The following is a 19,561-nucleotide window of genomic DNA, read 5'->3' as shown; positions in this document are numbered from 1 at the left end:
GATGACCCGCTGGGTCCGCCCCCGGCTGCTGTCCCAGCTCGAACGGCTGGAGGGCGGCCAGATCACCCTGATCGAGGGGCACCGCCGGCACCGGCTGGGCCAGGGCGGCCCGCTGACGGTCACCCTGGTGGTGCGCAACAGCCGCGTCTGGAAGCGCGTGGCGCTCGGCGGCACCGTGGGCGCCGCCGAGGCCTACATGGACGGCGACTGGGACGCCGACGACCTGGTGGCGCTGGTGCGCCTGATGGCCGCCAACCTCGAACGGGTCAACGGCGAGCTGGAGAACGGCCCGGCGCGGCTGGGGCGCTGGCTGCTGGCCGGCCTCTACCGCCTGCAGCGCAACAGCCTCAGGGGCTCGCGGCGCAACATCTCGGCCCACTACGACATCGGCAACGACCTCTTCGCGACCTTCCTGGACCAGCGGCACTGGATGTACTCCAGCGCGGTCTTCCCCCACGCCGAGGCGAGCCTGGAGGAGGCCTCCACCTTCAAGCTGGATATCATGCTGGACCGACTCGACGTGCGCGCCGAGCACCACCTGCTGGAGATCGGCACCGGCTGGGGCGGGCTGGCGATACACGCGGCGAAGACCCGCGGCTGCCGGGTCACCACCACCACCATCTCCGAGGAGCAGTACGCCCACACCGCGCGGCGCATCGAGGAGGAGGGGCTGGGCGACCGCATCACCCTGCTGAAGCAGGACTACCGGGAGCTGGAGGGCCGCTACGACCGACTGATCTCGGTGGAGATGATCGAGGCGGTGGGCCACCAGTACCTGGACACCTACCTGGCCACCCTCGACCGGCTGCTGACCGATGACGGCCAGGCGATGCTGCAGGCGATCACCATCCGCGACCAGCGCTTCGAGGCCGCCAAGCGTGAGATGGACTTCATCAAGCGCTACATCTTCCCGGGCGGCTTCCTGCCCTCCCACCAGGCCATCCTGCGCGGGCTCACCCGGCGTACCTCGCTCAACGTGGTGGCCCTGGACGAGATCGGCCTGCACTACGCGCGGACCCTGCGCGAGTGGCGCCACCGCTTCGAGGCGAGCCTGGAGACGGTGCGCGGCCTGGGCTACGACGAGCGTTTCATCCGCATGTGGCGCTACTACCTCTGCTACTGCGAGGGAGGCTTCCTGGAGCGCACCATCGGCACCTGCCACCTGCTGCTGGCCAAGCCCGGCGCACGCCCCGCGCCGCTCTCCGGCGTGGTGTGAGGCGCACCGCCATGTTCCGGGCACTGCGCGATCCCGACACTCGTCGCCTGCTGGCCAACCTGGCCGCCTTCCAGGCAGGCTGGTTCGCCTGCGTGCTGGGCGGCTCGCTGATCGGGGCGCTGGCCGCCGCCGCCATCCTGGCCCTGCACCTGCGCTGGCAGGCGAGGCCCGGGGAGTGGCGCTGGCTGGCCGGCTTCGCCGGCCTGGGCCTGCTGGTCGACGGCGGCCTGGCACTGGCCGGCGGCTTCGACTTCGGCGACGCACCGCTGGCCCTCGGGGTGCTGCCGCTCTGGCTGTGGCTGCTCTGGCCGCTGTTCGCCACCCTGCTCCACCACTCCCTGGCCTGGCTCTGGCAGCGCCCCTGGCTGGCGGTGCTGGGGGGCGCCACCAGCGGGCCCTCCTCCTACCTGGCCGGCGCCCACCTGGCCGGCGTCGATCTCGCCCCCTGGCTGCTGCCGGTGCAGTCGCTGGCCTGGGCACTGATCTGCCTGGTGCTATGCCGACGCCTCGGCCGCCTGCCGGCCGCTGCCGTCGGCCGGGTGACGGTCAGATGATCTCTGCCGTATCAGCGCCCGCTGCCAAGCCGCCCGAGTCAATGCGACACCCCGCCCGGCGTGCATTCACCGTTCGCGAACAGTAGACTAGGCGAAGTCGTCCGGCGGCAGCGACCGCTGCCGCCCGGGACGAACAACAACTTCGACTCTCGGAATGACCCAGTGACCAAGCAACACTCCTTTGATCGCGAAGAACTGCTGGCCTGCTCGCGCGGCGAGCTGTTCGGCCCCGGCAACGCCCAGCTGCCGGCTCCCAACATGCTGATGCTCGATCGCATCACGCGCATCTACGAGGACGGCGGTGACAACGGCAAGGGCGAGCTGATCGCCGAGCTGGATATCCACCCCGACCTGTGGTTCTTCGAGTGCCACTTCCCCGGCGACCCGGTAATGCCCGGCTGCCTGGGCCTGGACGCCATGTGGCAGCTGGTGGGCTTCTACCTCGGCTGGCTCGGTCACCCGGGCCGTGGCCGGGCGCTGGGCTGCGGTGAGGTCAAGTTCACCGGCCAGATCCTTCCCGACGCCAAGAAGGTCACCTACCGGATCAACATCAAGCGCATCATCACCCGGCGCCTGATCCTGGGCATCGCCGACGGCACCGTGTCCGTCGACGGCCGTGATATCTACCAGGCCAATGACCTGCGCGTCGGCCTGTTCACCTCCACCGCGAATTTCTGATCAGGAGGCTCCCATGCGACGAGTGGTAGTCACTGGCCTGGGCATCGTGTCCTGCCTGGGCAACGACCGGCAGCAGGTTCTCGAGGCGCTCAGGGAAGGGCGCTCCGGCATTCGCTTCAAGGAGGAGTACGCCGAGCGGGGCTTCCGCAGCCAGGTAGCCGGCTCGGTGGACATCGACCTGGATGCGCTGATCGACCGCAAGCTGCGGCGCTTCATGGGCGATGCCGCCGCCTACGCCTATGTCTCCATGGCCCAGGCCATCGAGGACTCGGGCCTGGCCCCGGAGATGGTCTCCAGCGAGCGCACCGGCCTGATCGCCGGCTCCGGCGGTGCCTCCAGCGCCAACCAGGTGGAAGCCGCCGACGTGATGCGCGAGAAGGGCCTGCGCCGCGTCGGGCCCTACCGGGTGACCCGCACCATGGGCAGCACCGTCTCCGCCTGCCTGGCCACGCCGTTCAAGATCAAGGGGGTCAACTACTCGATCTCCTCGGCCTGCGCCACCTCCGCCCACTGCATCGGCAACGCCATGGAGCAGATCCAGATGGGCAAGCAGGACGTGGTCTTCGCCGGCGGCGGCGAGGAGGAGCACTGGACCCTCTCCTGCCTGTTCGACGCCATGGGGGCGCTCTCCACCCACTACAACGACACCCCCGAGAAGGCCTCCCGCCCCTATGACCAGGCCCGCGACGGCTTCGTCATCGCCGGCGGCGGCGGCATGCTGGTGCTCGAGGAGCTGGAGCACGCCAGGGCACGCGGCGCGAAGATCTACGCGGAGGTGGTGGGCTACGGCGCTACCTCGGACGGCCACGACATGGTCGCCCCCTCCGGGGAGGGCGCGGTGCGCTGCATGCGCCAGGCCATGGCCACGGTGGACGGCAAGATCGACTACATCAACACCCACGGCACCTCCACGCCGGTGGGCGACGTGGCCGAGCTCAAGGCGATCCGCGAGGTGTTCGGCAACACCACCCCGGCCATGAGCTCCACCAAGTCACTGACCGGCCACTCCCTGGGCGCCACCGGCGTGCAGGAGGCGATCTACTCGCTGCTGATGATGGAGAACGACTTCATCGCCGCCTCGGCCAACGTCGAGACCCTCGACGAGCAGGCCGACGGCTTCGATATCGTTACCCAGCGTCGCGACGGCGTGAAGGTCGAGCGCGTGCTCTCCAACAGCTTCGGCTTCGGCGGCACCAACGCCTGCCTGGTGCTGGAGAAGTTCCGCGACTGACCCGTCGCACTGAAAGCCGCAACGCAAGAGGCGCCCCAGGTGGGCGCCTCTTGCGTTGCGGGGTGAACCAGCGTCAGGCCTGGGGCTTCTCGGTGGCCGGCGGTACAGCCGTCACCGGGCGCGGCACCTCGGAGATCTCGGCCAGCCGGGACTCGATCCAGGCCTCCACATCGACCAGCACTTCCTCCGGCGAGCGCCCCTCCGTCTGTATGGGCTCGCCCACGACCAGCGACAGGCGCCCCGGATTCTTGACCCAGTGCCGCCCCGGCCAGCGTTCGCCGGCATTGTGGGCCACCGGCAGCACCGGCACTCCGGCGCGGCAGGCAATCACCGCCCCGCTCTTGTTGTAGCGGCGGCGATGGCCGGGTGCGACCCGGGTGCCCTCGGGGAAGATCAGCACCGAGAGCCCCTCCTCGAGGCGGGACTTGCCCTGGGTGAGCACCTGTTTCATGGCCCGGGCCGGCCGGGAGCGATCCAGGGCGATGGGGTGCAGCAGGCGCAGCCCCCAGCCGAACAGCGGAATCCGCAGCAGTTCCTGCTTGAGCACGGTACACACCGGCGGCTTGAGCAGCTGCAGGTAGACGGTCTCCCACTCGCACTGGTGGTTGGCCAGGATCACGCAGGGGCCGGGCGGCAGTCGCTCGAGCCCCCGGACCTCGTAGCGCACGCCGCAGGTCCAGCGGAACCACGCGATGATGAAGTGGTTGTAGAGATTGAGCAGCCGGTAGCGGTGGCGCAGCGGCAGCAATGGCGCCACCGGCACGAACAGCACGCCGCAGACCAGCATGGCCATGAAGTAGCCGGCATAGAAGAGCAGGCTGCGCAGGACATTCATGGGCGTGTCTCGTCCTCCCTCTCGGGCCGGCAGGCCTCGTTGGCCTGGCACCAGGCATCGAGCATCCGGCCCACCTCCAGCCGCCAGGGCTTCTGGTGCACGCCGAACACCTCGAGCACGCGGCGACAGTTGAGCACCCGGCGCAGGGGATGGTCGTGGTGGTGGTGCAGCGCCTTCACGCTGCCCAGCTCACGGTGGTCCCCGCGCCCCTCAAGCCGCGTGGCCAGCTGGGTGCGGACCACGGAGATGAAGGTGTAGACGCTGATCGGCTCGGTGCCGGCCAGGTGGTAGCTGCCCCAGGAGCCGGCGCCGCAGTACTGCTGCTGGAGCATGCCGATGAGCGCCATGGCCACGGCGTCCGCCGAGGTGGGGCAGCAGGTCACGTCCGACTCGCCGCGCAGCTCCTCGCCCATCACCAGGGTATCGATCAGCTCGCCCAGCCAGGCGTGACTGCCCTCCAGGGCAAACAGCGGGCCCAGGCGGACGATCAGGTGCTGCGGGCACTCGGCACGGATGCGGTCGCCGGTGGCCACCAGGCGGCGCAGGCTCTCGTCGCGGGGGCGCGGGATGACGTGCTCGTCGATGGGCTCGGCGAAGCCATCCTCGTAGAGCTGGTCGGAGACGCACCAGACCAGGGGCACCCCGGCGGCGCGACAGGCCTCCATGCAGCGCTCCACCGCCTCGGCATGGGCGGTCACCGCCGCCGGCGTGGCACGGATCGGCCGCGCCAGCGGCGGAATCACCAGGGCATCCGGGGCCAGCGCCTCCAGCCGCTCGGAGGACAGCTCGAGCCCCTCCTCGATGACCAGCTCGGTGTCGGTACGCCGGTTGGCCTCCCGGGCCAGCGCAAGGCTCAGGCAGTGGCCGGCATCCAGTATCAGCAGCTTCACTCAACCTCCTTCCGCAGCCGACTGGCGTCGACGATGCGACGGCGCGTCAGAACGGGATCTCGTCGTCGAAGTCGTCGAAGCTGCCGGGGTCCGGGGCGCCATAGTTGCCACCCTGCTGGGGGCGTCCCGGCTGCTGCCCCGGCTGCTGCTGCCCCTGGGCCGGCGGCTGCTGCGGGGTCGGGCGCTGCGGCTGACCGCCGAAGCCCCCCCCCTGCGGGGCCTGGCCACCGCCGAGGCCGCCTCCCTGCTGGGGCGCATTGCCGTAGCCACCCTGGGGCTGGCCGCCATAGCCGCCGCCCTGGGACGCACCTCCGCCCTGGAAGTCGCCGCCGCTGCGTGAGTCGAGCATCTGCATGTCGTTGACGACGATCTCGGTGCTGAAGCGGTCCTGGCCGTCCTGCCCCTGCCACTTGCGGGTCTGGAGGCGACCCTCGACGTAGATGCGCGAGCCCTTCTTGAGGTACTGCTGAGCGATCTCGGCCAGCTTGTTGAACATCACCAGGGTGTGCCACTCGGTGCGCTCCTGGCGCTGGCCGCTCTGGCGGTCCATCCAGGTGTCGGTGGTGGCCAGGCGCAGGTTGGCGACCGGGGCACCGGAGGGCAGAAAGCGCACCTCGGGATCCTGCCCGAGGTTGCCGATGAGAATGACCTTGTTGACGCCGCGGGCCATGATGGACTCCTTGCTGTCATGAATGGGTGTGCAGGCCAGGCCTGCCAGGTGGCGCCGGGGGCGCCCTGTCTCATGGCGGCGCGCTCAGGCGCCGCGATTGTTTCCCGTGTCGATCAATCGCGCCAGGGCCTCCTCGTCGAGGCGCTGGCGATCCACCTTGAGGTAGGCGAGCCGCTCCTCGGGCACCACCAGCACGTCCTCGACCCCGGCCACCTCGGCGAAGCGGGCCATCAGGCTGTCCAGAGCATCGCCGTGGTGGTCGCCGTCGAGGGCCACCACCTCGCTGGCCAGGTGCGGCGGCGAGGCCATGCCGGCCATCAGTGCCAGCCACACCAGGCCGAACAGGGCGCAGCCGAGGAACACCGCCGACAGCCCCCACTGCTGGGCCAGGAAGCCGCCCAGCACGCCGCCCAGGAAGGCGCCCAGGAACTGCCCGGTGGAGTAGACCCCCATCGCCGTGCCCTTGGCCCCCGCCGGCGCCAGCTTGCTGAGCATCGACGGCAGTGTCGCCTCCAGCAGATTGAAGGCGACGAAAAACAGCAGCAGCCAGCCGAACAGGCTCCACAGCCCGCTGCCCAGGCCGGCCAGCCCACCCAGGCTGAGGGTGATGGCGGCAATCGCCGAGAGGCACATCGCCTTCATCTGCCGGCGCTTCTCGGCCAGGATCACCAGCGGCACCATGGCGGCGAAGGCCAGCAGCATGATGCCCAGATAGGTGAGCCCGTGGCGCTCCACGGCGACCCCCGCCTCGAGCAGCCGAAACGGCACCGCCACGAAGATCGCCATCAGGATCAGGTGGAGGGCGAAGATCGACAGGTCCAGGCGCAGCAGGTCACGGCGGCCCAGGGTGGCACCGAGCTGCGCCCGGTCGATGCCCACGTCGCGATGCTGCAGCCGACGCGGCGCCGGCGGCACCAGCTTCCACAGTACCACGAGCCCGGCGCCGGCCAGCAACGCGGTGAACCAGAATACCGCCGAGAGGCCGAAGGCGGCGGCCAGCCAGGGCCCGAGCACCATGGCCACGGCGAAGGCCACGCCGATGGAGAGCCCGATGGTGGCCATGGCCGCGGTGCGAACCTGCTCGCGGGTCTGGTCGGCAAGCAGCGCCATGATGGCCGCGGCCACCGCCCCGCTGCCCTGCAGGCAGCGCCCGAGGATCACCCCGCCGATGCTCTCGGCGCTGGCGGCCACCACGCTGCCCGCCAGGAACAGCAGCAGCCCCGCGGCGATCACCGGCTTGCGGCCGAGGCGGTCGGAGAGCGCGCCGAAGGGAATCTGCAGCACGGCCTGGGTCAGCCCGTAGACGCCCAGCGCCAGCCCCACCAGCAGCGGAGTGGCGCCGGCCAGGTCGTCGGCATAGAGGGCCAGGACCGGCAGCACCATGAACAGGCCCAGCATGCGGGTGGCATAGAGCCCGGCGAGCCCGGTGATGGCGCGTCGCTCGGTGGCGAGGAGCAGTCCAGAGACCTTGCGCATAGGGAGTACGGTATTCCATGGACGGGCGCGACGCACCCTTGGGTGGATCGCATATTCTAGCGGCTCGCCACCGCCCAGGGAAAGCCGTGCCCCGGCGGGCGCTTTGCCGCCGCCGGGAGCGGACCCGTATAATCGAGCTTTTGCCGCGCGCTCGAGGTGGGAATGGACAGGATTCTGGTCAGGGGTGCCCGCACCCACAACCTGAAGAACATCGATGTCGAGCTGCCCCGCGACAAGCTGATCGTGGTGACCGGGCTATCCGGCTCCGGCAAGTCGTCGCTGGCCTTCGATACCCTCTACGCCGAGGGCCAGCGCCGCTACGTGGAATCGCTCTCCACCTATGCCCGGCAGTTCCTGTCGATGATGGAGAAGCCCGACGTCGACCATATCGAGGGGCTGTCGCCGGCGATCTCCATCGAGCAGAAGTCCACCTCCCACAACCCCCGCTCCACCGTGGGCACCATCACCGAGATCTACGACTACCTGCGCCTGCTCTACGCCCGAGCCGGCACCCCGCGCTGCCCCGAGCATGGCGAGGACCTCGAGGCCCAGACCGTCTCCCAGATGGTCGACCAGGTGCTGGCCCTTCCCGAGGGCAGCAAGCTGATGCTGCTGGCCCCGGTGGTCAAGGGCCGCAAGGGCGAGCACCTGCAGCTGCTCGCCGAACTGCGCGCCCAGGGCTTCGTGCGCGCCATGGTCGACGGCCAGGTGCTCGAGCTCGACGACATCGCCCCGCTGGACAAGAACCGCAAGCACGACATCAGCGTGGTGGTGGACCGCATCAAGGTGCGCGAGGGGCTGGCCCAGCGCCTGGCGGAATCGTTCGAGACCGCCCTCAACCTGGCCGACGGCATCGCCATGGTCCACTTCATGGACGGCGAGCAGGAGGACATCGCCTTCTCGGCGCGGTTCGCCTGCCCGGTGTGCGGCTACTCCATCGCCGAGCTCGAACCGCGAATGTTCTCCTTCAACAACCCGGCCGGCGCCTGCCCCAGCTGCGATGGCCTGGGTGTCCAGCAGTTCTTCGATCCGGACAAGCTGATCAGCCACCCGGCGCTGTCCCTGGCCGAGGGGGTGATCAAGGGGTGGGATCGCCGCAGCGTCTACTACTTCAACCAGCTGCAGGCGGTGGCCGACCACTACCGCTTCACCCTCGAGACCCCCTGGCAGGAGCTGGCCCGCCACGAGCGCGAGATCATCCTGCACGGCAGCGGCAGCGACGAGATCGGCTTCCACTACGTCAACGACCGCGGCCGCAAGGTGACCCGCCAGCACCCCTTCGAGGGCGTGCTGCCCAACATGCAGCGCCGCTATCGCGAGACCGAGTCCAACATGGTGCGCGAGGAGCTGGCCCGCTATATCGCCACCCACGCCTGCCCGGCGTGCGACGGCAGCCGTCTGCGCAAGGAGTCGCGACACGTCTTCATCGACGACCGCCCGCTGCCGGCCCTCGTCCACCTGCCCATCGGCGAGGCCTGGGCCTACTTCAAGGCCCTGGAGCTGCCGGGACGCCGCGGCGAGATCGCCGTGAAGATCATCAACGAGATCCACGCCCGGCTGGAGTTCCTGGTCAACGTCGGCCTCGACTACCTGACCCTGGAACGCAGCGCCGAGACCCTCTCCGGCGGCGAGGCCCAGCGCATCCGGCTCGCCAGCCAGATCGGCGCCGGCCTGGTGGGCGTGATGTACATCCTCGACGAGCCCTCCATCGGCCTGCACCAGCGCGACAATGACCGCCTGCTCAAGACCCTCGAGCACCTGCGCGGCCTGGGCAACACGGTGATCGTGGTGGAGCACGACGAGGACGCCATCCGCGCCGCCGACCACGTGCTCGACATCGGCCCCGGGGCCGGCGTCCACGGCGGCCGGGTGGTCGCCCAGGGCACCCCCGAGGAGGTGATGGCGACCCCCGAGTCCCTCACCGGCCAGTACCTCTCCGGCACCCGGCGCATCGAGGTCCCGCCCTGGCGCATCCCCGGCAACCCGGAGAAGGTGCTGCGCCTGACCGGCGCCCGCGGCAACAACCTGCAGGACGTGACCCTCGAGCTGCCGCTGGGCCTGTTCATCTGCGTGACCGGGGTCTCCGGCTCCGGCAAGTCCACGCTGATCAATTCGACGCTGATGCCCATCGCCGCCCGGGAGCTGAACCACGCCACCAGCCTGACCCCGGCCCCCCATGACGGCATCGAGGGGCTGGAGCAGCTCGACAAGGTCATCGACATCGACCAGAGCCCGATCGGGCGCACCCCGCGCTCCAACCCGGCCACCTACACCGGCATCTTCACGCCGATCCGCGAGCTCTTCGCCGGCACCCAGGAGGCGCGCTCCCGGGGCTACAAGCCGGGGCGCTTCTCCTTCAACGTCAAGGGCGGGCGCTGCGAGGCATGCCAGGGCGAGGGGATGATCAAGGTGGAGATGCACTTCCTGCCGGACATCTACGTGCCCTGCGACGTCTGCAAGGGCAAGCGCTACAACCGCGAGACCCTGGAGATCCAGTACAAGGGCAGGACCATCGACGAGGTGCTGGGGATGACCGTGGAGGAGGCGCTGGAATTCTTCAGCCCGGTACCGGCCATCGCCCGCCGCCTGCAGACCCTGCTCGATGTCGGGCTCTCCTACATCCGCCTGGGCCAGAGCGCCACCACCCTCTCCGGTGGCGAGGCGCAGCGCGTCAAGCTGGCCCGCGAGCTGGCCAAGCGCGACACCGGCAAGACCCTCTACATCCTCGACGAACCCACCACCGGGCTGCACTTCGAGGACATCCGCCAGCTGCTCACCGTGCTGCACCGCCTGCGCGATCACGGCAACACCATCGTGGTGATCGAGCACAACCTGGACGTGATCAAGACCGCCGACTGGCTGGTCGACCTCGGCCCCGAGGGCGGCTCCGGCGGCGGACGGATCATCGCCGAGGGCACCCCGGAGCAGGTAGCGGCGATGGAGGCCTCCCATACCGGCCGCTTCCTCCGGCCGCTGCTGGAGCGGGCACGCGCCACCCCCACCGTACCGGCATAAAAAAACCGGCCCCTCGAGAGGGGCCGGTTGGGCGTGCCTTGGCGGAAAGCCGGTCGAGGATCACTCCTCGGCGGCAGCTTCCTCGGCCTCGACGATCGGACGATCGACGAGCTCGACGTAGGCCATGGGCGCGTTGTCGCCGGTGCGGAAGCCGCACTTGAGGATACGGACGTAACCGCCCGGACGCTCGACGTAACGCGGACCCAGCTCGTTGAAGAGCTTGCCGACCGCTTCCTTCGAGCGGGTACGGCTGAAGGCCAGACGACGGTTGGCGACGCTGTCCTGCTTGGCCAGGGTGATGAGCGGCTCGATGACGCGACGCAGCTCCTTGGCCTTGGGCAGGGTAGTCTTGATGACTTCGTGCTCGATCAGCGACACGCTCATGTTCTTGAACATGGCCTGGCGGTGCGAGCTCGTACGGTTGAGGTGACGACCACTCTTACGATGACGCATGGGTGTGATTCCTTACCAAACTGGGACTCGAGTCGGCTCTCACGCGGAGGCCTTGTCGTCCTTCAGGCTTGCCGGCGGCCAGTTCTCCAGCCGCATGCCAAGGGAAAGACCGCGCGCTGCCAGAACGTCCTTGATCTCGTTCAGGGACTTCTTGCCGAGGTTGGGGGTCTTCAGCAGCTCCACCTCGGTGCGCTGGATCAGATCCCCGATGTAGTAGATATTCTCGGCCTTCAGGCAGTTGGCGCTGCGAACGGTCAACTCGAGATCGTCTACGGGGCGCAGCAGGATGGGATCGATATGATCCTCTTCCTCCTCCACTTCCTGCTCCTTGTCGGCTTCCAGGTCGACGAACGCGGCCAGCTGCTCCTGCAGGATGGTCGCGCTGCGACGGATCGCCTCTTCCGGATCCAGGGTGCCGTCGGTTTCCAGGTTTATGATCAGCTTGTCGAGGTCGGTGCGCTGTTCGACACGCGCAGCCTCGACGCTGTAGGAAACCCGACGCACGGGGCTGAAGGTCGCATCCAGCTGCAGGCGACCGATGGCACGCGACTCGTCGTCGGCGCCGACACGAGCATCCGCCGGCTCATAGCCGCGGCCACGAGCCACCTTGAGCTGCATCTTCAGCTCGGCGCCTTCGTTGACGTGGGCGATGACGTGATCGGGGTTGACGATCTCGACGTCGTGGTCGAGAGCGACGTCACCCGCGGTCACGACGGCCGGGCCCTGCTTGTTCAGCGAGAGCACCGCCTCGTCGCGGCTATGCATCTTGATCGCCACGTCCTTGAGGTTCAGGAGGATCTCGATGACATCTTCCTGGACGCCCTCGATCGCGCTGTACTCGTGATCGACACCGGCGATCTCGGCCTCCACCACGGCACAGCCGGGCATGGACGAGAGCAGGATGCGACGCAGTGCGTTGCCCAGGGTGTGGCCGAAGCCACGCTCGAAGGGCTCGAGCACGATCTTCGCGTGATGTGCGCTGATCTCTTCGACCTTGATGTCGCGGGGGCGAAGAAACTCTGTCACTGAACGCTGCATATGAACACCTTTCAGGCTGCCAAACGGATACTCGGTACTCTTGGCCGGCCCCCGTCACTGAGGGCCGGCACGGCGCTTGGCACCGCTTACTTCGAGTACAGCTCGACGATCAGGTTTTCGTTGATGTCGGCAGTCAGGTCACCGCGTTCAGGCAGAGCCTTGAAAGTGCCTTCCATCTTCTTGGCATCGACTTCGATCCAGGCCACGTCGCCGCGGTTGGCGGCGATGGCCAGGGAGGTCTGGATGCGCGCCTGGTTCTTCGCCTTCTCGCGAACGGAGACGACGTCGCCGGGCTTGACCTGATAGGAAGCCACGTTGACGGTGCGGCCGTTCACGGCGATGGCCTTGTGGCTGACCAGCTGACGTGCCTCGGAGCGGGTCGAGCCGAAGCCCATGCGGTAGACGACGTTGTCCAGTCGGGATTCGAGCAGCTGCAGCAACACCTCGCCGGTCGCGCCCTTCAGGCGGGCCGCTTCCTTGTAGTAGTTGCGGAACTGCTTCTCGAGTACGCCATACATACGACGTACTTTCTGCTTCTCGCGAAGCTGCAAGCCGTATTCGGAAAGACGCTGACGACGCTGGCCGTGCACACCCGGGATCTGCTCGGATTTGCACTTCTTCTCGAAGGGAGTGACACCGCTCTTCAGGAAGAGGTCGGTACCCTCACGACGAGACAGCTTGCACTTCGGTCCAATGTAACGAGCCATGAATCTGTCTCCTTAAACGCGGCGTTTCTTCGGCGGACGGCAGCCATTGTGGGGAATGGGCGTCGCGTCGGTGATGCTCTGCACGCGGAAGCCGGCGGCGTTGAGCGCGCGCACGGCGGATTCACGGCCAGGACCGGGGCCCTTGACCAGCACGTCGACGTTTTTCACACCATACTCGGCTGCAGCAGTCGCTGCACGCTCGCTTGCCACTTGAGCAGCGAACGGGGTGCTCTTGCGAGAACCACGAAAACCCGAACCACCGGCAGTCGCCCAGGAGAGAGCGTTGCCCTGGCGGTCTGTGATCGTAATGATCGTGTTGTTAAAAGAGGCGTGGATATGCGCGACGGCATCCACGACCTGCTTTTTAACCTTTTTACGGTTGCTACGCGGGTTAGCCATGTTGATGTCTATTCCTGTCTTTACGCCAGAACGTGCGTGTTATTTGCGGATCGGCTTGCGCGGGCCCTTGCGGGTACGCGCATTGGTCTTGGTACGCTGACCACGCAGCGGAAGACCACGACGATGACGCAGACCACGGTAGCAACCCAGGTCCATGAGACGCTTGATGTTAAGCGTGACATCACGGCGAAGGTCGCCTTCTACGGTATACTTGCCAACCTCGGAACGCAGGGTGTCCAGCTCTTCAGAGGACAGTTCCTGGATCTTGGTGGTCGGCGCGATGCCGGACGCGGCACAGATGTCCTGTGCACGAGTGCGGCCAATCCCGAAGATATAGGTCAGCGAGATCGCCGCATGCTTGTTGTCCGGGATATTGACGCCTGCAATACGGGCCATCAGCTTACTCCGAAATTTGAGCGGCTTGCTCGTTGGGTCATCTACAAAAGGCGCAACAGCATACCCCTTTACCCACCAGAGGGCAAGGGGCATGCCGGCACCGGTCCATCACAGCGACAGGAAATCAGCCCTGGCGCTGCTTGTGCCGCGGTTCGCTGCAGATGACGCGGACAGCGCCATTGCGACGAATGATCTTGCAGTTGCGGCACATTTTCTTTACGGAAGCTCGAACTTTCATCGTTCCATCTCCAAAGTTGGTTCGCGTCGCGAGCCGAGCCCTCGGCGCGCGACACGCCCAAGTCGCCGGCGGCACGCCTCAGCGCATGATGCCGCCGCTACCGTAGCCTTTCAGGTTGGACTTCTTCATCACCGACTCGTACTGGTGCGACATGAGGTGCGACTGCACCTGGGCCATGAAGTCCATGATCACCACCACCACGATCAGCAGGGCCGTGCCTCCGAAGAAGAAGGGCACGTTCCAGGCCACGATCAGGAACTGGGGCATCAGGGAAACCGCAGTGATGTACATGGCGCCGAACAGGGTCAGACGGGTCATGACCTTGTCGACGTAGCGAGCGGTCTGCTCACCTGGGCGAATCCCCGGCAGGAAGGCCCCCGACTTCTTGAGGTTGTCGGCGACATCCTTGGGATTGAAGACCAGCGCTGTGTAAAAGAAGCAGAAGAATATCACCGCCGCGCCAAAAAGCAAGATGTGCAGCGGCTGCCCCGGCCCGAGGGCCTGGGACGCCCGCTGCAGCCACTCGAGGCCGTCACCGCTACCGACCCACTGCCCAAGCGAAGCCGGGAACAGCAGGATGCTGGAGGCGAAGATCGCCGGGATGACACCCGCCATGTTCACCTTCAGCGGCAGGTAGCTGCTCTGGCCAGCGTACATCTTGTTGCCGACCTGGCGGCGCGGATAGTTCACCGTGATGCGGCGCTGGCCGCGTTCGATGAACACCACGAAGGCCACGGTCGCGACACCCAGCACGGAGAGCGCCAGCAGCGGCAGCACGTTCCACGCGCCTTCGTTGCGGGCCAGCTCGAAGGCCTGTCCCACGGCACTTGGCAGCCCGGCGACGATCCCGGCGAAGATCAGCAGCGAGATGCCGTTGCCGATGCCCTTCTCGGTGATCTGCTCGCCCAGCCACATCAGGAACACCGCACCACAGACGAAGGTCACGATGGCGGTGAAGAAGAAGCTGAAGTCGGCCGTGTAGGCAATGCCCTGGTTGGCCAGGCCCACCGACATGCCGGTGCCCTGAACCAGTGCCAGGACCACGGTGCCGTAGCGGGTGTACTGGCTGATCTTGCGGCGGCCGGCCTCGCCCTCCTTCTTGAGCTGCTCCAGGTGGGGCGAGACCGCGGTCAGCAGCTGCATGATGATCGACGCCGAGATGTAGGGCATGATGCCCAGGGCGAAGATGCTCATGCGCTCCAGGGCGCCACCCGAGAACATGTTGAACATGCCCAGGATGGTGCCCTGCTGCTCCCTGAACAAGGCAGCAAGCTGGTCAGGATTCATACCGGGCACGGGGATGTGGGCACCGATCCGGTACACCACGATGGCGAGGAGCACGAAGCGCAGACGCGCCCACAGTTCACCCAGACCGCTGCCCATCGCCGGCATTTTTCCTGACTTGGCCATTTAGTCCTCTACCTTGCCACCGGCGGCTTCGATCGCGGCACGGGCACCCTTGGTGACCTTGATGCCGCGGACAGTGACCGCCTTGTTCAGTTCGCCGGACAGGATCACCTTCGCGTGGAGCGTGGCGTCCTTCAGCACGTTGGCCTGCTTGAGGGTCTCCAGGGTGACCTCGTCGCCCTGCACCTTGGCCAGCTCGGCCAGGCGGACTTCCTCGGAGGCCAGCGACTTCATGGTGGTGAAGCCGAACTTGGGCAGACGACGCTGCAGCGGCATCTGACCGCCCTCGAAACCGGGCTTGACGCTGCCGCCGCTACGCGACTTCTGGCCCTTATGGCCACGGCCGCCGGTCTTGCCCAGACCGGAGCCGATGCCGCGGCCGACGCGCTTCTCGGCGTGCTTGGAGCCCGGTGCCGGGCTCAGGCTATTGAGTTTCATGGATTACTCTCCCTCAACGCGCACAAGGTAGGTCACCTTGTGGATCATGCCGCGTACGGCAGGGGTGTCTTCCAGTTCAACCGTGTGACCGATGCGGCGCAGCCCGAGGCCCTTCATGGTGGCCTTGTGCTTGGGCAGGATGCCGATGGTGCTGCGGGTCTGGGTAACCTTGAGTGTTGCTGCCATGGTGTTTACCCCGTGATCGCTTCGACGGACAGACCGCGCTTGGCGGCGATGTCGTCCGGCGCTTGCATGGCGGACAGGCCCTTGACGGTCGCCCGAACCACGTTCACCGGATTGGTGGAGCCGTAGCACTTGGCCAGGACGTCATGGACGCCGGCCAGCTCGAGCACGGAGCGCATGGCGCCGCCGGCGATGATGCCGGTACCCTCGGAGGCCGGCTGCATGTACACCTTGGAGGCGCCGTGACGGGCCTTGACCGGGTACTGCAGGGTGCCACCCGCGAGGTTCACCTTGACCATGTTGCGGCGGGCCTGGTCCATCGCCTTCTGGATCGCGACCGGCACTTCACGCGCCTTGCCGCGGCCAAAGCCGACACGACCCTTGCCGTCGCCCACGACGGTCAGAGCGGTGAAACCGAAGATACGGCCACCCTTGACCACCTTGGCGACACGGTTGACCTGCACGAGCTTTTCCTGCAGATCGCCGCTTTGCTGTTCGTTCTTCGCCATCGTAAAAACCCTTTAGAATTCCAGGCCGCCTTCACGAGCGGCGTCGGCCAGGGCCTTGACGCGGCCGTGGTACTTGAAACCGGCGCGATCGAAGGCTACCTGGGTGATGCCTGCTTCCTTGGCGCGCTCTGCAATCAGCGCACCCACCTTGGCGGCGGCGTCTGCATTGCCGGTCGCACCCTCACGCAGGGCCTTGTCCAGCGTGGAAGCGCTGGCGAGGACCTTGCCACCATCCGGCGAGATGATCTGCGCGTAGATGTGGCGGGGGGTACGGTTGACGCACAGGCGGAACACGCCCAGCTCGCGGATCTTGGCGCGAGCGCGGCGGGCACGACGGAGACGAGATTCTTTCTTCGCGTTCATAACCCTGCCTTACTTCTTCTTGGCTTCTTTGCGACGCACCTGCTCGTCGGCGTACCGGACACCCTTGCCCTTGTAGGGCTCGGGCGGACGGAAGGCGCGGATTTCCGCGGCGACCTGGCCGAGCTTCTGCTTGTCCGCGCTCTTCAGCACGATCTGGGTGTTCTTGGGCGTTTCCGCCGTGACACCCTCAGGCAGCGTGTAATCGACCGGGTGCGAGAAGCCCAGTGACAGATTGAGCGTCTGGCCCTTGGCCTGGGCACGATAACCGACGCCGATGATTTCGAGGGAACGGGTGAAGCCTTCGCTCACACCGGTGACCAGGTTCTGGACCAGGGCACGGGTGGTACCGACCATCGCCCAGCTCTTGGCGGACTCGCTCGGTGCGAAGGTCAGCTGACCCTCCTCCTGGCCGATCACCACATCGGGGTGAACGGTCATAGACAGCGTGCCCTGGCCGCCCTTGACGGACAGCTGGTCGCCGTCGAGCTTGATCTCGACGCCGTTGGGCACTTTTACCGGATATTTGGCTACGCGGGACATTCCAAACTCCTAGAATACGGTGCAGATGACTTCGCCACCGACACCGGCCTTGCGAGCCGCGCGGTCGGTCATCACCCCGTTTGAGGTGGTGACGATCGCGATCCCCAGGCCATCGGCGACCTTCGGCAGCGCGTCCTTGCCCTTATACTGGCGCAGGGACGGCTTGGACACGCGCTGGAGATGCTCGATGACCGGCTTGCCCTCGAAGTACTTGAGGGTCACGGTCAGCTCGGGCTTGGCGCTATCGGACACCGCGAAGTCGGTGATGTAGCCCTCTTCCTTCAACACGCGGGCCACCTCGACCTTCAGCTTGGAGGACGGCATGGTGACCGTCTCCTTGGTGGCCATCTGCGCATTGCGGATACGGGTGAACATATCCGCCAGAGTGTCTTGCATGCTCATTTACGTTGCGCTCCTGATGTTTCTACGTGGCGTTACCAGCTGGACTTCTTGAGCCCGGGAACGTCGCCACGCATGGCGGCTTCACGCAGCTTGTTGCGGCCGAGGCCGAACTTGTTGTAGAAGCCGTGCGGACGGCCGGTGATGCGGCAGCGGTTGCGCTGACGCACCGGGCTGGAGTCGCGCGGCAGCTGCTGCAGCTTCAGCGTTGCCTCGAAGCGCTCTTCGTCGGAAGCGTTCACGTCCTGGATGATCGCCTTGAGCTCGGCACGCTTGGCGGCATACTTCGCCACCAGCTTGGTGCGCTTGAGCTCGCGCTCTACCATGCTCTTCTTTGCCATGATCCCACCCTTATTTCTTGAACGGGAAGTTCAGCGCGCTCAGCAGCGCACGACCTTCTTCATCGGTGTTGGCGGTGGTGGTGATGGTGACATCCAGACCACGAATCCGGTCGATCTTATCATACTCGATCTCCGGGAAGATGATCTGCTCACGCACCCCCATGGAGTAGTTGCCACGACCGTCGAAGGACTTCGGGTTGAGACCACGGAAGTCACGAACGCGGGGGATCGCGATATTCACCAGGCGATCGAGGAAGTCCCACATGCGCTCGGAGCGCAGGGTCACCTTGATCCCGATCGGCCAGCCTTCACGCACCTTGAAGCCCGCGATGGACTTGCGTGCCTTGGTCACCATCGGCTTCTGACCGGAGAGCTTCTCCAGGTCACCGATGGCATTCTCGATCAGCTTCTTGTCGCTGGTCGCTTCGCCGATGCCCATGTTCAGCGTCACCTTGGTGACCCGGGGCACCTGCATCACGTTGGCGTAGCTGAACTGCTCTTTGAGTTGAGCCACCACCTCGTTCTGATAACGTTCTTTCAAGTTCGCCATTTTGCTACCCGACTCGCGTTAGGCGTCGATCTGCGTCTGCGTCGACTTGTAGATACGTACCTTGGTACCGTCTTCCTTCACCTGGAAGCCGACGCGATCCGCCTTACCGGTCTCCTGATTGAAGATGGCTACGTTGGACGCGTGAATCGGAGCCTCGCGCTCGACGATACCGCCCTGATTGCCCGCCATGGGATTGGGCTTGGTGTGACGCTTGATCATGTTCACACCGGACACCACGAAGCGGTCGTCCTTGAGGACGCGCTTGATCGTGCCTCGCTTGCCCTTATCCTTGCCGGCGATGACGATCACTTCATCGTCACGTTTGATCTTTTGCATATCCGCCTCGCTCCTTACAGCACTTCAGGCGCCAAGGAAATGATCTTCATGAACTTCTCGTTGCGAAGTTCACGGGTCACCGGCCCGAAGATACGGGTACCGATCGGCTGTTCGTTGGTGTTGTTCAACAGAACCGCCGCATTTCCATCGAAGCGGATCAGCGAACCGTCGGGACGACGGACGCCACTGCGGGTGCGAACCACCACCGCCTTGAGGACCTGGCCCTTCTTGACCTTGCCACGCGGAATGGCTTCCTTCACCGTGACCTTGATGATGTCACCAACGTGGGCGTAGCGACGGTGTGAACCGCCCAGCACCTTGATGCATTGCACCCGGCGCGCCCCGCTGTTGTCGGCGACATCCAGCATTGTCTGAGTCTGAATCATCGGTTTTCTCCAAACCTAATCTGACTGCACTGGTTTGACAGGCGTGAGCCGATCAGCCCTTGGCCTGCTCGACCACCTCGACCAGCGTCCAGGACTTGTTCTTGGACAGCGGGCGGCACTCCTGGATGGAGACCGTATCGCCGGCCTTCGCCTGGTTCGCCTCATCATGGGCGTGCAGCTTGGTGGAGCGCTTTACGTACTTGCCGTAGATCGGGTGACGCTCACGGCGCTCGATCATCACGACGATGGACTTGTCCATCTTGTCGCTCACCACCTTGCCGGTGAGCGTACGGGCTTTCTTCTCTTCGGCCAT

General features: G+C 66.2%; 27 protein-coding genes. 5 read left to right on the top strand and 22 right to left on the bottom strand.

From position 1 onward, the window contains the following. The first annotated feature begins 1 nt into the window (after position 1). The 4 genes from NFC98_RS01345 (at position 2) to fabB (ending at position 3,679) form a co-directional block, all read left to right on the top strand. Positions 2-1,216: a cyclopropane-fatty-acyl-phospholipid synthase family protein gene (locus tag NFC98_RS01345; protein ID WP_254277756.1), complete on the top strand. Its 1,215-nt coding sequence runs from the start codon at positions 2-4 to the stop codon at positions 1,214-1,216. Positions 1,217-1,227: 11 nt separating this feature from the next. Next, on the top strand, positions 1,228-1,770 hold the full coding sequence (locus NFC98_RS01340) for a DUF2878 family protein (protein ID WP_254276425.1): 543 nt from the start codon (positions 1,228-1,230) through the stop codon (positions 1,768-1,770). A gap of 162 nt (positions 1,771-1,932) precedes the next feature. Further along, positions 1,933-2,448, top strand: coding sequence for a 3-hydroxyacyl-[acyl-carrier-protein] dehydratase FabA (gene fabA, locus NFC98_RS01335; RefSeq protein ID WP_183332890.1), 516 nt, complete (start codon positions 1,933-1,935; stop codon positions 2,446-2,448). Positions 2,449-2,461: 13 nt separating this feature from the next. Beyond that, positions 2,462-3,679: a beta-ketoacyl-ACP synthase I gene (gene fabB, locus NFC98_RS01330; RefSeq protein ID WP_254276424.1), complete on the top strand. Its 1,218-nt coding sequence runs from the start codon at positions 2,462-2,464 to the stop codon at positions 3,677-3,679. Between the two features lie 73 nt (positions 3,680-3,752). Here the strand turns inward: fabB and NFC98_RS01325 are convergent, their stop codons facing one another. The 4 genes from NFC98_RS01325 to NFC98_RS01310 form a co-directional block, all read right to left on the bottom strand. Next, the gene (locus NFC98_RS01325) at positions 3,753-4,514 is read right to left on the bottom strand and encodes a 1-acyl-sn-glycerol-3-phosphate acyltransferase (RefSeq protein ID WP_254276423.1); all 762 of its coding nucleotides are present in this window, start codon (positions 4,512-4,514) and stop codon (positions 3,753-3,755) included. After that, entirely contained in the window at positions 4,511-5,404 is an 894-nt protein-coding gene (locus tag NFC98_RS01320) for a sugar nucleotide-binding protein (protein ID WP_254276422.1), read from the bottom strand. The genes NFC98_RS01325 and NFC98_RS01320 overlap by 4 nt, the downstream gene beginning before the upstream one ends. A 46-nt stretch (positions 5,405-5,450) precedes the next feature. After that, positions 5,451-6,074, bottom strand: a complete 624-nt coding sequence (gene ssb, locus NFC98_RS01315) for a single-stranded DNA-binding protein (protein ID WP_302055087.1) — start codon at positions 6,072-6,074, stop codon at positions 5,451-5,453. Between the two features lie 84 nt (positions 6,075-6,158). Next, complete coding sequence (locus NFC98_RS01310; RefSeq protein ID WP_254276421.1) at positions 6,159-7,550, bottom strand: MFS transporter; 1,392 nt, start codon at positions 7,548-7,550, stop codon at positions 6,159-6,161. Positions 7,551-7,712: 162 nt separating this feature from the next. On the opposite strand from NFC98_RS01310, the gene uvrA reads away from it, so the two are divergent. Then, positions 7,713-10,565 carry an excinuclease ABC subunit UvrA gene (gene uvrA / locus NFC98_RS01305; protein ID WP_254276420.1) on the top strand — a complete coding sequence of 951 codons (2,853 nt, stop codon included), beginning with the start codon at positions 7,713-7,715 and terminating at the stop codon, positions 10,563-10,565. 60 nt (positions 10,566-10,625) lie between these two features. Here the strand turns inward: uvrA and rplQ are convergent, their stop codons facing one another. The 18 genes from rplQ to rpsQ all read right to left on the bottom strand — a co-directional run bounded on the left by rplQ (position 10,626) and on the right by rpsQ (position 19,561). Further along, complete coding sequence (gene rplQ / locus NFC98_RS01300; RefSeq protein WP_183332902.1) at positions 10,626-11,018, bottom strand: 50S ribosomal protein L17; 393 nt, start codon at positions 11,016-11,018, stop codon at positions 10,626-10,628. Between the two features lie 39 nt (positions 11,019-11,057). Beyond that, positions 11,058-12,056, bottom strand: a complete 999-nt coding sequence (rpoA, locus tag NFC98_RS01295) for a DNA-directed RNA polymerase subunit alpha (protein WP_254276419.1) — start codon at positions 12,054-12,056, stop codon at positions 11,058-11,060. Positions 12,057-12,142: 86 nt separating this feature from the next. Next, the gene (gene rpsD / locus NFC98_RS01290) at positions 12,143-12,763 is read right to left on the bottom strand and encodes a 30S ribosomal protein S4 (protein WP_254276418.1); all 621 of its coding nucleotides are present in this window, start codon (positions 12,761-12,763) and stop codon (positions 12,143-12,145) included. Between the two features lie 12 nt (positions 12,764-12,775). Continuing rightward, positions 12,776-13,162: a 30S ribosomal protein S11 gene (gene rpsK, locus NFC98_RS01285; RefSeq protein WP_013331014.1), complete on the bottom strand. Its 387-nt coding sequence runs from the start codon at positions 13,160-13,162 to the stop codon at positions 12,776-12,778. A gap of 39 nt (positions 13,163-13,201) precedes the next feature. Then, entirely contained in the window at positions 13,202-13,558 is a 357-nt protein-coding gene (gene rpsM / locus NFC98_RS01280) for a 30S ribosomal protein S13 (protein WP_183332908.1), read from the bottom strand. Between the two features lie 124 nt (positions 13,559-13,682). After that, positions 13,683-13,796, bottom strand: a complete 114-nt coding sequence (gene rpmJ, locus NFC98_RS01275; RefSeq protein WP_008959154.1) for a 50S ribosomal protein L36 — start codon at positions 13,794-13,796, stop codon at positions 13,683-13,685. A 78-nt stretch (positions 13,797-13,874) separates the two neighbouring features. Next, positions 13,875-15,206 (bottom strand): preprotein translocase subunit SecY, encoded by a 1,332-nt coding sequence (gene secY, locus NFC98_RS01270; RefSeq protein WP_183332910.1) that lies wholly within the window; start codon positions 15,204-15,206, stop codon positions 13,875-13,877. Beyond that, positions 15,207-15,641, bottom strand: coding sequence for a 50S ribosomal protein L15 (gene rplO, locus NFC98_RS01265; RefSeq protein WP_183332912.1), 435 nt, complete (start codon positions 15,639-15,641; stop codon positions 15,207-15,209). It abuts the gene before it with no gap. Positions 15,642-15,644: 3 nt separating this feature from the next. Then, complete coding sequence (gene rpmD, locus NFC98_RS01260) at positions 15,645-15,827, bottom strand: 50S ribosomal protein L30 (RefSeq protein WP_183332914.1); 183 nt, start codon at positions 15,825-15,827, stop codon at positions 15,645-15,647. Positions 15,828-15,832: 5 nt separating this feature from the next. Then, a complete protein-coding gene (gene rpsE, locus NFC98_RS01255) occupies positions 15,833-16,333 on the bottom strand; it encodes a 30S ribosomal protein S5 (RefSeq protein ID WP_183332916.1) in 501 nt (166 codons plus the stop codon). Positions 16,334-16,345: 12 nt separating this feature from the next. Continuing rightward, entirely contained in the window at positions 16,346-16,696 is a 351-nt protein-coding gene (rplR, locus tag NFC98_RS01250) for a 50S ribosomal protein L18 (RefSeq protein WP_254276417.1), read from the bottom strand. Between the two features lie 9 nt (positions 16,697-16,705). Continuing rightward, the gene (rplF, locus tag NFC98_RS01245; protein WP_183332918.1) at positions 16,706-17,236 is read right to left on the bottom strand and encodes a 50S ribosomal protein L6; all 531 of its coding nucleotides are present in this window, start codon (positions 17,234-17,236) and stop codon (positions 16,706-16,708) included. Positions 17,237-17,245: 9 nt separating this feature from the next. Further along, entirely contained in the window at positions 17,246-17,638 is a 393-nt protein-coding gene (gene rpsH / locus NFC98_RS01240) for a 30S ribosomal protein S8 (protein ID WP_183332920.1), read from the bottom strand. Between the two features lie 32 nt (positions 17,639-17,670). After that, the gene (rpsN, locus tag NFC98_RS01235; RefSeq protein WP_183332922.1) at positions 17,671-17,976 is read right to left on the bottom strand and encodes a 30S ribosomal protein S14; all 306 of its coding nucleotides are present in this window, start codon (positions 17,974-17,976) and stop codon (positions 17,671-17,673) included. A gap of 10 nt (positions 17,977-17,986) precedes the next feature. After that, complete coding sequence (gene rplE / locus NFC98_RS01230; RefSeq protein WP_254276416.1) at positions 17,987-18,526, bottom strand: 50S ribosomal protein L5; 540 nt, start codon at positions 18,524-18,526, stop codon at positions 17,987-17,989. An 18-nt stretch (positions 18,527-18,544) separates the two neighbouring features. Next, entirely contained in the window at positions 18,545-18,862 is a 318-nt protein-coding gene (gene rplX / locus NFC98_RS01225; RefSeq protein WP_016419091.1) for a 50S ribosomal protein L24, read from the bottom strand. A gap of 14 nt (positions 18,863-18,876) precedes the next feature. Continuing rightward, positions 18,877-19,248: a 50S ribosomal protein L14 gene (gene rplN, locus NFC98_RS01220; protein ID WP_183332926.1), complete on the bottom strand. Its 372-nt coding sequence runs from the start codon at positions 19,246-19,248 to the stop codon at positions 18,877-18,879. A gap of 52 nt (positions 19,249-19,300) precedes the next feature. Then, on the bottom strand, positions 19,301-19,561 hold the full coding sequence (gene rpsQ, locus NFC98_RS01215) for a 30S ribosomal protein S17 (RefSeq protein WP_183332971.1): 261 nt from the start codon (positions 19,559-19,561) through the stop codon (positions 19,301-19,303).

Source organism: Halomonas sp. 3H (assembly GCF_024206005.1).
GTDB lineage: Bacteria > Pseudomonadota > Gammaproteobacteria > Pseudomonadales > Halomonadaceae > Halomonas > Halomonas campaniensis.
Note: the sequence above shows the minus strand (reverse complement) of the source record. Positions and strands in the feature narration are given on the sequence as shown.

What these genes read in the sequence shown, in the direction of transcription:
- NFC98_RS01345 (WP_254277756.1), top strand. Translation starts at nt 2, where the DNA reads ATGACCCGCTGGGTCCGCCCCCGGCTGCTGTCCCAGCTCGAACGGCTG.
- NFC98_RS01340 (WP_254276425.1), top strand. Translation starts at nt 1,228, where the DNA reads ATGTTCCGGGCACTGCGCGATCCCGACACTCGTCGCCTGCTGGCCAAC.
- fabB (WP_254276424.1), top strand. Translation starts at nt 2,462, where the DNA reads ATGCGACGAGTGGTAGTCACTGGCCTGGGCATCGTGTCCTGCCTGGGC.
- NFC98_RS01325 (WP_254276423.1), bottom strand. Translation starts at nt 4,514, where the DNA reads ATGAATGTCCTGCGCAGCCTGCTCTTCTATGCCGGCTACTTCATGGCC.
- ssb (WP_302055087.1), bottom strand. Translation starts at nt 6,074, where the DNA reads ATGGCCCGCGGCGTCAACAAGGTCATTCTCATCGGCAACCTCGGGCAG.
- NFC98_RS01310 (WP_254276421.1), bottom strand. Translation starts at nt 7,550, where the DNA reads ATGCGCAAGGTCTCTGGACTGCTCCTCGCCACCGAGCGACGCGCCATC.
- uvrA (WP_254276420.1), top strand. Translation starts at nt 7,713, where the DNA reads ATGGACAGGATTCTGGTCAGGGGTGCCCGCACCCACAACCTGAAGAAC.
- rplQ (WP_183332902.1), bottom strand. Translation starts at nt 11,018, where the DNA reads ATGCGTCATCGTAAGAGTGGTCGTCACCTCAACCGTACGAGCTCGCAC.
- rpoA (WP_254276419.1), bottom strand. Translation starts at nt 12,056, where the DNA reads ATGCAGCGTTCAGTGACAGAGTTTCTTCGCCCCCGCGACATCAAGGTC.
- rpsD (WP_254276418.1), bottom strand. Translation starts at nt 12,763, where the DNA reads ATGGCTCGTTACATTGGACCGAAGTGCAAGCTGTCTCGTCGTGAGGGT.
- rpsK (WP_013331014.1), bottom strand. Translation starts at nt 13,162, where the DNA reads ATGGCTAACCCGCGTAGCAACCGTAAAAAGGTTAAAAAGCAGGTCGTG.
- rpsM (WP_183332908.1), bottom strand. Translation starts at nt 13,558, where the DNA reads ATGGCCCGTATTGCAGGCGTCAATATCCCGGACAACAAGCATGCGGCG.
- rpmJ (WP_008959154.1), bottom strand. Translation starts at nt 13,796, where the DNA reads ATGAAAGTTCGAGCTTCCGTAAAGAAAATGTGCCGCAACTGCAAGATC.
- secY (WP_183332910.1), bottom strand. Translation starts at nt 15,206, where the DNA reads ATGGCCAAGTCAGGAAAAATGCCGGCGATGGGCAGCGGTCTGGGTGAA.
- rplO (WP_183332912.1), bottom strand. Translation starts at nt 15,641, where the DNA reads ATGAAACTCAATAGCCTGAGCCCGGCACCGGGCTCCAAGCACGCCGAG.
- rpmD (WP_183332914.1), bottom strand. Translation starts at nt 15,827, where the DNA reads ATGGCAGCAACACTCAAGGTTACCCAGACCCGCAGCACCATCGGCATC.
- rpsE (WP_183332916.1), bottom strand. Translation starts at nt 16,333, where the DNA reads ATGGCGAAGAACGAACAGCAAAGCGGCGATCTGCAGGAAAAGCTCGTG.
- rplR (WP_254276417.1), bottom strand. Translation starts at nt 16,696, where the DNA reads ATGAACGCGAAGAAAGAATCTCGTCTCCGTCGTGCCCGCCGCGCTCGC.
- rplF (WP_183332918.1), bottom strand. Translation starts at nt 17,236, where the DNA reads ATGTCCCGCGTAGCCAAATATCCGGTAAAAGTGCCCAACGGCGTCGAG.
- rpsH (WP_183332920.1), bottom strand. Translation starts at nt 17,638, where the DNA reads ATGAGCATGCAAGACACTCTGGCGGATATGTTCACCCGTATCCGCAAT.
- rpsN (WP_183332922.1), bottom strand. Translation starts at nt 17,976, where the DNA reads ATGGCAAAGAAGAGCATGGTAGAGCGCGAGCTCAAGCGCACCAAGCTG.
- rplE (WP_254276416.1), bottom strand. Translation starts at nt 18,526, where the DNA reads ATGGCGAACTTGAAAGAACGTTATCAGAACGAGGTGGTGGCTCAACTC.
- rplX (WP_016419091.1), bottom strand. Translation starts at nt 18,862, where the DNA reads ATGCAAAAGATCAAACGTGACGATGAAGTGATCGTCATCGCCGGCAAG.
- rplN (WP_183332926.1), bottom strand. Translation starts at nt 19,248, where the DNA reads ATGATTCAGACTCAGACAATGCTGGATGTCGCCGACAACAGCGGGGCG.
- rpsQ (WP_183332971.1), bottom strand. Translation starts at nt 19,561, where the DNA reads ATGGCCGAAGAGAAGAAAGCCCGTACGCTCACCGGCAAGGTGGTGAGC.